15 protein-coding genes are annotated in these 12,763 nt (G+C 43.6%); 6 read left to right on the top strand and 9 right to left on the bottom strand.

Annotated features, from left to right (window positions below; all coding sequences use genetic code 11):
- Positions 1 to 97: 97 nt before the first annotated feature.
- A complete protein-coding gene (locus R7E47_RS06225) occupies positions 98 to 676 on the top strand; it encodes a malate synthase (protein WP_005374156.1) in 579 nt (192 codons plus the stop codon).
- Between the two features lie 90 nt (positions 677 to 766).
- Here the strand turns inward: R7E47_RS06225 and R7E47_RS06220 are convergent, their stop codons facing one another.
- Positions 767 to 1,780 carry a GGDEF domain-containing protein gene (locus tag R7E47_RS06220; RefSeq protein WP_005374150.1) on the bottom strand — a complete coding sequence of 338 codons (1,014 nt, stop codon included), beginning with the start codon at positions 1,778 to 1,780 and terminating at the stop codon, positions 767 to 769.
- A 349-nt stretch (positions 1,781 to 2,129) separates the two neighbouring features.
- On the opposite strand from R7E47_RS06220, the gene R7E47_RS06215 reads away from it, so the two are divergent.
- From R7E47_RS06215 to R7E47_RS06205, 3 genes are read left to right on the top strand one after another with little or no spacing between them, the layout of a single operon-like run.
- Positions 2,130 to 3,482 (top strand): DASH family cryptochrome, encoded by a 1,353-nt coding sequence (locus R7E47_RS06215; protein WP_318083978.1) that lies wholly within the window; start codon positions 2,130 to 2,132, stop codon positions 3,480 to 3,482.
- Positions 3,482 to 5,026 carry a cryptochrome/photolyase family protein gene (locus R7E47_RS06210; protein WP_318083977.1) on the top strand — a complete coding sequence of 515 codons (1,545 nt, stop codon included), beginning with the start codon at positions 3,482 to 3,484 and terminating at the stop codon, positions 5,024 to 5,026. Before R7E47_RS06215 ends, R7E47_RS06210 begins: the two co-directional genes overlap by 1 nt.
- Positions 5,026 to 5,733, top strand: a complete 708-nt coding sequence (locus tag R7E47_RS06205; RefSeq protein ID WP_064354492.1) for an SDR family oxidoreductase — start codon at positions 5,026 to 5,028, stop codon at positions 5,731 to 5,733. The genes R7E47_RS06210 and R7E47_RS06205 overlap by 1 nt, the downstream gene beginning before the upstream one ends.
- Before the next feature lie 61 nt (positions 5,734 to 5,794).
- Here R7E47_RS06205 and R7E47_RS06200 read toward each other — a convergent pair whose 3' ends face one another.
- Entirely contained in the window at positions 5,795 to 5,941 is a 147-nt protein-coding gene (locus R7E47_RS06200; protein ID WP_005374142.1) for a DUF2256 domain-containing protein, read from the bottom strand.
- A 33-nt stretch (positions 5,942 to 5,974) separates the two neighbouring features.
- The gene (gene msrB, locus R7E47_RS06195; RefSeq protein ID WP_206958695.1) at positions 5,975 to 7,117 is read right to left on the bottom strand and encodes a peptide-methionine (R)-S-oxide reductase MsrB; all 1,143 of its coding nucleotides are present in this window, start codon (positions 7,115 to 7,117) and stop codon (positions 5,975 to 5,977) included.
- Between the two features lie 202 nt (positions 7,118 to 7,319).
- Between msrB and R7E47_RS06190 the strand changes: the two genes are divergently transcribed.
- Together R7E47_RS06190 and R7E47_RS06185 are read left to right on the top strand one after the other, a co-directional pair.
- On the top strand, positions 7,320 to 7,718 hold the full coding sequence (locus R7E47_RS06190) for an OsmC family protein (protein WP_005374132.1): 399 nt from the start codon (positions 7,320 to 7,322) through the stop codon (positions 7,716 to 7,718).
- Between the two features lie 129 nt (positions 7,719 to 7,847).
- A complete protein-coding gene (locus tag R7E47_RS06185; RefSeq protein ID WP_031780875.1) occupies positions 7,848 to 8,402 on the top strand; it encodes a sugar O-acetyltransferase in 555 nt (184 codons plus the stop codon).
- 87 nt (positions 8,403 to 8,489) lie between these two features.
- Here R7E47_RS06185 and R7E47_RS06180 read toward each other — a convergent pair whose 3' ends face one another.
- From R7E47_RS06180 to R7E47_RS06155, 6 genes are all read right to left on the bottom strand, one after another.
- Positions 8,490 to 8,870, bottom strand: coding sequence for a hypothetical protein (locus R7E47_RS06180; RefSeq protein WP_005374128.1), 381 nt, complete (start codon positions 8,868 to 8,870; stop codon positions 8,490 to 8,492).
- Positions 8,858 to 9,175, bottom strand: coding sequence for a hypothetical protein (locus R7E47_RS06175; protein ID WP_235213034.1), 318 nt, complete (start codon positions 9,173 to 9,175; stop codon positions 8,858 to 8,860). The genes R7E47_RS06180 and R7E47_RS06175 overlap by 13 nt, the downstream gene beginning before the upstream one ends.
- 1,064 nt (positions 9,176 to 10,239) lie before the next feature.
- The gene (locus tag R7E47_RS06170) at positions 10,240 to 10,422 is read right to left on the bottom strand and encodes a hypothetical protein (RefSeq protein ID WP_021035913.1); all 183 of its coding nucleotides are present in this window, start codon (positions 10,420 to 10,422) and stop codon (positions 10,240 to 10,242) included.
- Between the two features lie 164 nt (positions 10,423 to 10,586).
- Positions 10,587 to 11,273 (bottom strand): helix-turn-helix transcriptional regulator, encoded by a 687-nt coding sequence (locus tag R7E47_RS06165; RefSeq protein ID WP_005497912.1) that lies wholly within the window; start codon positions 11,271 to 11,273, stop codon positions 10,587 to 10,589.
- A gap of 47 nt (positions 11,274 to 11,320) precedes the next feature.
- A complete protein-coding gene (locus tag R7E47_RS06160; protein WP_029795225.1) occupies positions 11,321 to 11,635 on the bottom strand; it encodes a hypothetical protein in 315 nt (104 codons plus the stop codon).
- Positions 11,636 to 11,750: 115 nt separating this feature from the next.
- On the bottom strand, positions 11,751 to 12,674 hold the full coding sequence (locus R7E47_RS06155) for a LysR family transcriptional regulator (RefSeq protein ID WP_053307145.1): 924 nt from the start codon (positions 12,672 to 12,674) through the stop codon (positions 11,751 to 11,753).
- Positions 12,675 to 12,763: the final 89 nt, after the last annotated feature.

Here is a 12,763-nt window from a genome sequence, read left to right as displayed (position 1 = left end):
AAGGAAATTAACCATCCACTTCACAGAATTGCCTGAAACTTAAATAAAGGATTTAAGTTTTACTCTAGGACGAGTTTTTAAGTGCGAGGATATGACGATGAATATGCTGAACTTCGATAAAAAAGAGATGCAACAACAACAACGCCCATTTATCGCTGAAGCCGTATTTGCCGTCGAAGCGGTAAGTGCTGAGCAGCAGAGTGAGAAACAAGTAAAAGCGAAGCAACTACTAGACCGCATGTTTCCATTGGAGAACGGGTCGCACCAAGATGTATCAAGTTACGTGATTGATTACCGCCATGTTTTGGCTTATTTCAAAGACGGTACACACAGCGGCCTGAAAAGCCCAAAACACTTTGTGGCGTACACTGGTGAAAAGGAAGATCCAAAGTCTATTTTGTTCAAAGATGATTCGGGCAATCATGTAGAAGTGCTGTTTGGCTGTCATAAAGGCACTGGTTGCGTGGAATTAGTGGACATTGATGATATTCAATTGGAAACTCGCACGACGTTTCATCCTGAACTAACTGGCAATGCACCAACCGCGATGCGCCATTGGATAAGTCTAATCAAAGGCGACAAAAAAGGTAAGCCGATGGCATGCAGTGAAGATAAAGAATATACCGCAAAAAATGGTGACGACTACATTCTAAGTTACTGTTACAGCGTCGATTAAGATACTCATGATTGGATATAAAAACCCCGCACTTTACGTCGCGGGGTTTTCTTTTTCATCGTAAAAGTCGTTTTCGCTTAGTCAGTTTATTTAAATTGGCATCACGCGGTTACGACCGAGTTGTTTTGCTTCATAAAGCTGTTTATCGGCTTTATTGATTAAGGCTTCAGGCGTATCACCCGGCTCAAATTCTGCTACCCCAAAAGAAGCGGTAATGCTGTGAACTTGTGTGCCTGAGCGCTTATCTCTGATACGCAGTTTTTCTATCATCCGGCGTAGTGTGTCTGCATATTGGCGAGCAATTCGCAGAGATTTGTTAGGTACAATTAACGCGAATTCTTCACCACCAAAACGGTACGCACATATCCCATCTCGACAGCTTTGTTGTAGCCGGCGGGCAATGGCTTTTAACACTGTATCGCCAAAAAGGTGCCCGTAATTGTCGTTAAATGATTTGAAATGATCGATATCAAGCATGATCAAGGTCATTGCCTGATTTGATGCGATAAGTGAAGAGAGATCTTTGTCAAATGCTCGGCGGTTGTATAGGTTTGACAAACCATCGAACAACGCATCTTGCTGTACTTCAGCCAGTTGATTTTTGAGGCGAGAAATTTCTTCACTCGCGTTAGTCAATTGGCTATTCAAAAACTTTGTTGAGTGACGAATTTCGTGTGACTCTGCGACAAGTTGACGAATCACCACCATCACTTCTTCAATGCTTAGGCTATTGTCCTCAACTTTTTCCAGTTTATTAAAGCTTTTGTCTACCATCTCAGAAAAGGAGGAAGTATCTGAAATCGTATCGCTCATTGAACTGGATACTTCATGTAGCAGAACTTCTACATTGGTTCTAAGATCTTCAAGGCTGGTTTCTGCTTTGCTGGCCACATAGTTGTTGTAAAGCTGTTTATTGGTTGCTGGCGGGCAAATACCGTAGTTTTCTAACACCGTGTCTAACTCAAAGTTGAGTTCTGGAATGGTCTTGTCAACGTAGGTATACCAAAGCGCGTAGTTGGCTGGCGTGGCAGCAACATGGTTTTTGATCATCAGTGGGACCGCTTTTTTTAAATTAGCGGTTGATTTCTTAAACTCGTCGGTCATTTCTGCGATGGTACTAGCAAAATGGGATTGGGCTTAGATTAACGGATATTAACTAATGTCGCTTTAATTTTTATCACTTTTGCATGGTTTATATAGAAAATGAGTGATTAAGATCGTGATCAATACCGTTGGATTCAAATTTTATAAAATATCAGTATGAAACATGTACAGGCATTTGGTGGTATTGCGTGTTTTGAGATATCCAGCAAATGGATTCCGTGTGAACGTTAGTAACCTAATGATCGTCAAACTCTCGTTTTCGTATAAAAGCAAGTAAATCAAAAGGCTTAACGTCAGGGTCTCTGTGAAAAGAACTCGTAGACGAAGAATTAACATCTGAGGGTGCGAATTGAAAAAGAAAATAGGACTTTATTGGTTCACGAACGACTTGCGATTGCACGACAACCCACTGTTGAAAAGCGCCAGTGTAGAAATGGACGAGTTAATTTGCTTGTATTGCTACCCTTCAATGACGCCTTACTTGCATCACTTTGCGCAGGAAGCCTCTTTCGGGCGTGCGAAATTGCAGTTTCTCGACGCATCGCTTAGTGAACTCAATCAATCTTTGAATCATCTTGGTCAGCGATTATGGGCGGTTGAACTGACGCCCGATCAAGCAATCAAGTATGCTGTTAATCGCTTCGGCGTCACACATATATATGCTGACGCCTTTCCCGGTTCGGATGAGCAACAAGCGTTAGATCGCGCAGTTGAAGGCGCGTCTCATGTAAAAATAAAACAGCAAGCAATCCGGACCCTGTTAAGGGAAGAACAACTGCCATTTGACTTGAGCAATCTGCCTAGGACTTTCACGCAGTTTAGAAAGCAAGTTGAAGGTTTAGACATCTCTCGGCCCCACGAGAGTATCCGTTCGTTACCTCCAATTCCTTTAGGTGTGAATCTTCCTTCCGTTACTGCATATTACTTTGACACAAAAGCTGCGTTTCATGGTGGAGAAAGCCGCGGGCTTGAACATTGTCGCCAGTATTTTGCTTCCACACTAGCCAGTGAATACAAACAAACACGCAACGGTTTAGATGGCATGGATTACTCTACCAAGTTCTCTCCTTGGTTAGCTAATGGGTGCCTTTCTCCGAGAACTGTTTATGCCATGTTGAAACGTTATGAAGCGGAGAATGGCGCAAATGATTCAACCTACTGGATTTACTTCGAACTGCTTTGGCGTGAATACTTTTATTGGTATGCCCGTCGATACAAGCGACAGCTCTTCCGATTCGGTGGCATCCAAAATCGAGCACCACTCACCAGCTTTTACGCGCACCGTTTCCAACAATGGAAGAAAGGTGAAACGCCATTTCCTATCGTCAATGCGTGTATGCACCAACTTAATGAAACCGGTTATATGTCGAATCGTGGCAGACAGTTAGTCGCCAGTTGTTTAGTGCATGAGCTTGGCCTCGATTGGCGTTATGGCGCGGCATACTTTGAGTCACAACTGGTTGATTACGATGTGGCATCGAACTGGGGAAACTGGCAATACTTAGCAGGCGTTGGTGCTGATCCGCGTGGTTCACGACAATTCAACCTCGAAAAGCAAACCGAAATGTACGATCCGCACATGGAGTTCATCGATAAGTGGCAAGGTCGTTGTGCTGGTGCACATTTGGATAGTGTAGACATGGTCGATTGGCCTATCGTAATGGGCAGCAGTGATAAAGCTTCGTCATCGGAGAAACCGTAATGCGATTTGAAACCGTACGATTGATCTTGGGCGATCAACTTAGCAGTGAGCACTCTTGGTTTCAGCAACCGGATGAGCAAGTGCTTTACCTGATTGCAGAACTCAAGCAAGAGAATACTTACGTCACGCACCATATTCAGAAAGTGTGTGCGTTCTTTTCTGCAATGGAACAGTTTGCGAAAGAGCGTCAGAGCGAGGGTCACCAAGTTCTGCACCTCACATTGGATGACACACAAACCTTCGACGATCTTGAGCAAGTCTTGCAACACTACGTGAGCGAAGTTGGTGCAAGTAAGTTTGAATATCAACGCCCGGATGAATACCGTTTACTAGAGCAGTTAGCCAAACTAAAGCTTGATAGGGTCGTGGCGCGTTGTGTCGATTCGGAACACTTTTTGTTGCCGTTTGAAGAGATAGAATCGCAGTTTCCTCAAGGCAAACACATCATGATGGAGCACTTTTACCGCCGTATGCGCAAGCGCTTCGACATCTTGATGCAAGACGGAAAACCCGTCGGCGGAAAATGGAATTACGATGCCAATAACCGTAACAAGCTCAAAGCCAAAGACATTGAACAACTGCCACAACCTTTGATGTTCAGTACCGACGTGCGCGATATTACTGAGCGGTTGGCACGACATGACATCAAAACTATCGGAAATCTCGAAGGAGACTTGTTGTGGCCGATCAATCGCGCGCAAAGCCTCTCTTTACTCGCGCATTTCTGCCAAGTCTGTCTGCCGTTATTTGGACGTTTTCAAGATGCCATGACAGGCCAGCACGATGCTAAGTGGAGCTTGTATCACAGCCGAATTTCATTCTCGCTTAACAGCAAATTGCTGCACCCGAGAGAAGTCATTGATGCTTCACTCAAGGCATTTAATTCCAACGCAGACATCGACATTTCTCAAGTCGAAGGGTTTATTCGCCAAATCTTAGGATGGCGAGAGTACATTCGAGGCGTCTATTGGGCGAACATGCCTAATTACCCGAAAAAGAGCGAGCTGGGCGCAGAAAGAAAGCTGCCAAACTTCTTTTGGAGTGGCGAAACCAAAATGGCCTGTATGCGCAATGCGATTGAGCAGTCCCTCGATTATGCCTACGCACACCACATCCAACGTTTGATGGTCACTGGTAACTTTTGCTTGCTAACCGAGATCGACCCAGATCAAGTGGATGAGTGGTATCTCGGTATCTATGTTGATGCGATTGAATGGGTCGAAATGCCGAACACACGTGGCATGGCATTGTTTGCGGATGGCGGCATTGTTGGCACCAAACCTTACGCGGCGAGTGGTTCTTACATCAACAAAATGAGCGACTACTGTAAGGGTTGCCATTACGACAATAATGCGAGGAGTGGGGAAGGATCGTGTCCGTTTAACAGCCTTTATTGGCGCTTTATGAACAAGCACGACAAGCGCCTCGCAGCCAATCCACGAATCGGGATGATTTTCCGCTCTTGGGACAACATGGAAGAACAGCAACGCCAAGCGATTCTTGATACCGCAGAGCACTACATAGAAAACGTGGAGAACTTGTGATGGAAATACTCATCGTCGGTGGCAATGGTGGAATTGGTTTGGCAGTGGTGAGAGAAGCCGCAGCTCGGTTCCCTCAAGCGCGCGTGCATGCCACTTATCGTAAGCAGCAACCAGATTGGCAACACCCAAATGTCGTTTGGCATCAAGTGGATGTATCGCAAGACGAGCAGGTAAAAGCGTTCAGTGAGCAGATTGAACACGTCGATTGGTTGGTGAACTGTGTTGGTATGTTGCACACCCAAGAGAAAGGTCCTGAGAAGAATCTTAGCTCGCTCGACGCAGACTTCTTTCAGCAAACCATCACGGTCAATACTTTGCCAAGTTTACTGTTGGCAAAATACTTCACTCCCAAGCTAAAATGCAGTACTGCACCTAAGTTTGCGACCATTTCAGCCAAAGTTGGCAGCATTAGCGATAATCAGTTAGGTGGTTGGTACAGCTATCGAGCATCGAAAGCCGCATTAAACATGTTCCTCAAAACCATGTCGATCGAATGGCAAAGGATGGTCAAACATGGCACGGTGCTGTCACTTCACCCAGGTACTACAGACACCGCTTTGTCGGCACCTTTTCAAACCAATGTGCCAGAGGGAAAGCTGTTCACACCAGAGCGAGTCGCAAAGGATTTATTAGGCTTGTTAGAAAAAGCAACTCCGCAAGATAGCGGGGCGTTTTGGGCTTATGATGGGACGTTATTACCTTGGTAAGAGAACGCGTACAAACGTTAATACAAAGGGAATAACATACTCCAGAGAGGGTCGGAGTGACCTACGTTTTCGTTGATTTATTTCTTCGGCAACGCTCAGAACAATAAACGATTTCCTCCCAATTTCGCGCCCACTTCTTTCTCCAAGAAAATGGGCGCTGACAGACCGGACAGACTTTCATGGGAAGGTTGGATTTAAAACCTTTCATCGCGCTGAATGTTCACTCCTAATTTGGTTAAAACTACTTATCAAATAGGTACAGGTAATCGCCGTAGCCTAAACTCGCCATCTTGTTCACAGGTACAAATTTCATCGCAGCAGAGTTCATGCAATAGCGTAATCCCGTCGGCTTCGGACCATCTTTAAACACATGACCTAGGTGTGAATCACCAAACTTACTGCGGATCTCCGTTCTAGGGTAGAGTAGTTTATAATCGGTTTTCTCCACGATGTAACCCGGGTTAATTGGTCGAGTAAAGCTTGGCCAACCTGTCCCAGATTTGTATTTATCAGTAGAAGAAAATAGCGGTTCACCGGTCACAATATCCACATAAATTCCCGCTTCTTTGTTGTCCCAGTATTCATTATCAAACGGACGCTCCGTGCCTTCTTCTTGCGTCACGTAATACTGTAGCTCTGTTAAGTTTGATTTGATTTCAGACTGAGCAGGCTTACTGTACGCTTTCACTTTCGAAAGCAGCCTTTTTTCTTCAATCAACTGTCGAAGTGTTTTAGGGCTTTCTTTTCGATCTTCACCAAATACTTCGTCGAGATATTTATCGCGACCTGATGCGTAGCGGTAGTATTTGTACTTCAGGCTACTCTTCTTGTAGTAATCCTGATGATACGACTCCGCAGGGTAAAACTTTTCAAACTCGATCAGCTCTGTTTTCAACGGTTTTGGATAGATCATCGCCTTGTCGATTTCCATCATAAACTGCTTAGCAATCTGCTTTTGCTCCGCATTATGATAGAAGATCGCCGGACGGTATTGAGGACCACGGTCAACAAATGAACCTTTATCGTCGGTAGGGTCGATATGACGGAAGAAGTAATCCAGCACTTGTTCGTAGTTCACAACAGCAGGATCGTACTTCACCTCAATCACTTCAATATGACCAGATTTACCAGAAGAGACTTGGCGGTAAGTCGGGTTTTCAATATGACCACCTGAATAACCTGATACAACATCGATTACGCCGGGCAGTTGCTCTAAATCCGATTCTGTACACCAGAAACAACCGCCAGCTAGCGTTGCGATTCTTGTATTCTCTGAAGCCTTCAGCTTATCCATCGTATCGGCGGTACCTGTTTTACTCAATAGTAGAAACAAGACTGGAAGTGCGAAGGAGAAACCGGCCAATAACTTAGACATATTCTTCATAGCTACCTCATCGTTATTTTTGTAGAAAGTGTTACTTGAATAAAAAGTGTTACGTATAGAGAAAGGTAACCGAGCGAAAAAATTACAGTAATGTTGAAAATTCCGTTGCCCTTTTATGCGATAGAGCTAAAGTATCGACAAGAAACACACCGCTAGTAAGGGCAACGATGCCTTGAATGAGCGATGCTAAATGAGGTAAATCATGCAAGCTGAAGTTAAATGGATAGAAGATTTTAAATTTCTTGGGCAATCTCAGTCGGGCCACTCCGTAGTGATGGATGGCAATGGCGGTGCAACCGCACCAAGCCCAATGGAAATGGTACTAATGGCTGCTGGTGGCTGTAGCTCTGTCGATGTTGTTGATGGTTTGAAAACAGCAGGCCAAAAGGTTTCGTCAGTTAATGCCAAGCTAACCACAGAGCGTCGTGAAACCGCACCGCGTATCTTTACGCAAGTGAATATCCACTTTGAAGTGTCAGGTGACGAGCTTGACCCAGAAGTCGTAGCAAAAGTGGCGGCTGACTCGCTAGAAAAATACTGCTCGGTTTGCTTAATGCTAGGCGAAGGTGTTGAGATGACCCACAGTTGGGAAATTGTGTAAGTTGACAGACTCCACAAAATATAAAAACAGGAAAGAGAAAAGTCCGGGCTTTTCTCTTTTTTTATTTCGCAGTTCACGTACCTTGTGAAGAATCTGAAAGCAGTAATTGCAGGTTGTAGGAGTCTTCCAGTGACAGAACTAGAAAAAATGATGTCTGGCCAGGTCTTTGATGGCATGGACAAAGAAATTGACGCCATTAGAAGCCATGCTCTTCAAGCACTTAGAGCACTTAATAATAACACCGACGAAAGTCAGCGCGACGAATTGCAAAAGCAGCTATTTGGCAAGGTAGGCCGTTGTATTGTCCAGTCCCCTTTTCATTGTGAATTTGGTAAGACCATCGAAATAGGTGAAGAAACCTTTATCAACATGAACGTGGTCATGCTCGATGGTGCCAAAATTACCATCGGGAACCACGTGCTCATTGGACCGAGCGTGCAATTCTATACCGCTTCTCATTCTGTTGATTACCGAAGTCGTCGACGTTGGGAAACGTTTTGTAAACCTATCACGATTGAAGATGATGTGTGGATTGGCGGAAATTCCGTCATCAACCAAGGTGTAACAGTTGGCGCTCGCTCGGTGATTGCGGCGAACTCGGTCGTTAACCATGATGTGCCGCCAGATTGTCTATACGGAGGCACGCCAGCTAAGTTGATTCGTCGTCTCAACGAAGAAGAGTAGAGATCAGTATGCAATAACACTGGCGATTAGAGAGTTCTGACTGAGCTCTCTTCGTCGAGTACATCGTTATATTTTAATGTTAATTTCTCATTCAATTGCTAAAAGAACGGCACCAATTGATAAAGTCAGGGCAACGACAACAGAGTTAACAATGATAATACCCAGTAATAGAATCGACAAATAACGATACCATTTTGGTACTTCTCTAGAAATATTAGGTAATTTTCGCTTTTCACCTGAGCTAGGTTGAACGATTAAACGAACAAACATCAATGTTCGGAAAAATGCGTAAGGCCACCCTGTGAATAAAGAAAGCTCAAATTCATTAAAATATGGTTTTTTAAAATAGTTCCCAACAATCTCCTTCGGCATCAGAAAGTGCATGACACCGATAAAAATGGTTTGTAAGAAAATAATAATCACACCAGTCATTAAAGTGTAAAAAAGAAATGTGATTACTTGCTGCATATAGACTCTATTCCAGTACTAGCGACTAAGTTTGGCTTGCTTTCAATTGAATTATAAAAGCTTTTTGCCACTTTACCGGATGCATAACCTACAGCCGTTGAACCGGCAGCGAGTACAATGGCAGTCACCCAGCCAATAGGGTTTGATACTAAAAATAGACCGACTAACGCGCTGGTACCCATTCCTACAGCTGTGCTAGTTATTGACTCAACAAAAATTTCATTCTTCTCATGTTGGTCTTGTGTATTCGCAATCTGAATGCAGGAAGCCGTCAGACCAACACCGACTAAAACATGTCCGCCCACTTTAGATGCTTGAGCTATTTTATTCAGTTTTTCGGCTTGTTTAACTATATGAGCATTCGCAGGTAACCCTCAACTTCGAGCGATGCGGATAGACTCGTAAGCTTTTTATTATCAAGTGATAAATTTAGCCTTTCATATGGAGTACCATACATGTTTAATATAATTGATGATAAGTTATCATGAGTTTTTATTTTATACTCAAATAATCCCGACACAGAGCACCTCTAGCTAATAATTTGTTTGTGCAGATACTAACAAAAAACTATATTTAAAAAGGTTTATTTTTTGCCTTCTAGACTTTCATTTTAAAAAGTTACAAATTAGCTGATGTATTTATTATTTGTATGAAATTGTTAATGTGATTTTTTACATTTAAAGTGTGATATTAAACTTGGTTGGATAAGTGAAGGTCATACATGATTTGCTAGTGATAAAAAACCTGCGATAAAAAATACAAGTGCTAACATTGTAGAGTTTATGATAATTACCCATATTATTATGAAGGATAATAGACGGTACCACCTAGGCACCTCTTGGGATACATCGGGTAACTTTCGTTTTTTACCTGAGTTAGGTTGAACGATTAAACGAACAAACATCAATGTTCGGAAAAATGCGTAAGGCCAACCTGTAAATAGAGCTAGTTCGAAAGTGTTAAAATAAGGTTCTTTAAAGTAGCTATTGACAATGTCTTTTGGCATTAAAAGGTGCATGATACCTATAAAGAATGTTTGAAAAAAAATAACTAATACACCAGAGAACATTAAGTATCCAATAATGTTCCAGATCAATTGCATATTGCACCTATCCTTATAATAAACCGATGCTTTTTCAAAGGTTTTATCCTAATTTTTATCATGAAGAAATAAAGAGACTAACAGATAACCTATATCTTAGCTATGAATGTAAGGCCGTTTTGAAGGAGTGTCGAGAACGAAAATAAGAACTATTTTATTGATTTTTATGTAAATATAGTTGGTCGTGTATAAAATTGATAACGTGAAATGGCGAGATGTAAGCCTTGCACAACTAACAAAGGTTGGTTAAACAAGGCTAATAATCGGTTATGGATGAATAACGATTTGTTGCTCCTCTGTCATCACAAGTGTCGCTTTGCTTTGTTCGATAAGTTGGGCAGCATAAGAAGGGGTAACTGCCTGCATATCACCTTTAGATCGAAGAGTTAAAGACTCCCACGCTTGATCTCGATATTTCCCTGCTTGGGTGTATTGAATCAGTACTTTCATAGCTTCACGCTCCGGTGTGGTTGACGTGCTACTTAAGTTAACGATCTTAGGTTGGTTGCGCATCTGTTAAAAATGAAACATTAGTTTAACTAAATGTGCCTTTCCAAATATCTCGCATTGAGCAGAGCAATGTAGAATCCTTGTGATGGAAGGATGAAGAACACTCAATCTTTCGATTCATACTGCGCAATATAATGTTTGAGAGATTTGGTTTCCGCACTCTGAAACTCTTCATCGTGCATACGCAGTGCTTGGATACGGTCGAGGCGGAACTGGCGATAGTCATCGCGCAATTCGCACCAGGCGACCAGCGTCCAGACTTTGCCCCAAAAGAACTGGCCTAACGGTTGGATTTTTCTCTCGGTCACCTGTCCGCTTTCATCTTGGTAATCCAAACTGACCTTAAACTGATGATCAATCGCGTGGCGCAGAAGCTGCCCTCGTTTGGCAGTCTCGGATTGGGTGTGATAATCGGGCACAATCAGCGGACAATCTTCCACTTGTTGTTTGAGCTTATCTGGCAATACCGAAAGTATTTTGGTGGACGCAGAGTGAGACGCTTCGGCGAGTTCGGCGTCCGACCAGGCTCGAACCATCCGCATACCCAGTTCAAGCGCCATCATCTCCTTTTCTGAGAACATCAAAGGTGGCAGATGAGAGCCAGCTTGCAACAGGTAGCCGACACCTGCTTCACCTTGAATCGGAACACCAGAACTGAGCAACGACTGAATATCGCGATAAATCGTACGTTCGCTGACTTCCATTCTTTCTGCGAGCTCTTTCGCTGTCACTGCGTAACGCTTTGCGCGCAAAAGCGTCAGTAGCTCAAACAGTCGTTCTGATTTGCTCATGATGTTCCTTATCTAGACCTACTGGTTGTTAGTAGTAGTGTGGCTGATTACTTCTCTAGCTCACTGCACATTTTTAAGTTGTGATGTATAAGCTCGAAGCTTTCGCAGTCAATCATTGATAACAGAGGCTGAAATTCAGCGGCTTGCTTAAGCTGTTTTCCCGCCTGTTTTGCATCGTCCATTGAACGCCAGTAAATGATGTCTGTCCACACATCGTCCGTCGCTTCGTGACTGAGTGAGCGATACAAAAAGCCCGGCAGATTCTTCACAAACGTTTGTGACTGTTTGGCAGCGGCGATCACGTCTTGCTCTGTTGTGCCTGCGGTTAGACGAAATTGCACAGTTTCGATAACGGTTTCCATATTGTGATTCCTTATTGGTTTTGGCGGATTGCCTGTTGAGTTCCAAATAAGGTTACGCGGATGGAATGTCAGAACATGTCAGTAGTGAAATCTCACTCACTTATCATCAATATGGTTATTTTTCTGGGCTGTTGTAACGATCCCAGTAAGGTAAATCTGTGCCGAGTTTTTCGCTGATAAAATCGATAAAGGCTCTTACTTTCAACGGCATGTGCTTGCGCTCAGGAAAAACCGCATAAATGGCGTGTTCTGGTAGAGAGTACTCTTCCATCACCGGTTTTAGATTTCCTGCGGCAAAGTCTCTTCCTGCAATAAATGTTGGCAGTTGCGCAATGCCCGAACCTCTTAACAGCAACTGGCGAATGGCTTCGCTGTTATTGACGATAAAGTTTCCTTTTGGAAGTACCTTGTATTCGCTGCCGTTGTTGATGAACATCCATTCGACGCCACCACGGAAATAGGAGTAGCGCAGGCAGTTGTGACCGACTAAATCACTTGGTTTTTGTGGTGTTCCAAACTCCGCTAAGTAATCTGGTGAGGCACAAAGCACACTTTTACAAGGGGCGAGACGTTTTGCGATTAGATTGGAAGAGGTGAGTTCACCAATACGGATCCCCAAATCAAAACCGTCTTTAACCAAATCGACCATTTTGTCTTCGAGGTTTAAATCCACTTCAATTTTCGGGTAACGAGCGAGAAACTCGCTGATCAAAGGCGCGATATGCAGCACACCGAAAGACATCGGCACGGTAATTTTGAGCCGACCTTGTGGAGAGCCTTGCAGCTCCGATACCGCGTCCACGCCTTGTTGGGCTAGGTTGAGCGCTTGAGAGGCGTACTCAAAATAGCGTTCTCCCGCTTCGGTCAGGCTCAGCTTACGCGTGGTTCGGTTAAGGAGACGAATGCCCAAATCGTCTTCTAGTTGGTTGATGCGTTTGCTGATCGCCGATTTCGTCAGATTCAGCTGTTTGGCCGCAAGGGAAAAGCTGCCGCATTCGACAACAGCAACAAAAACGGGCAGGGAGGCAATCGCGTTCACATCAATCTCCTATTATCGTGAAGCATTTATTGTTGAGCACAAGGATACAATTAATTTCCAATTATAGAGATTATCTTCAAGAAGAAAAC

It is taken from the genome of Vibrio sp. Vb1026 (assembly GCF_033338745.1).
GTDB lineage: Bacteria > Pseudomonadota > Gammaproteobacteria > Enterobacterales > Vibrionaceae > Vibrio > Vibrio alginolyticus.
The sequence above is the reverse complement of the archived record's forward strand: the minus strand, read 5'-3'. Positions and strand labels throughout refer to the sequence as shown.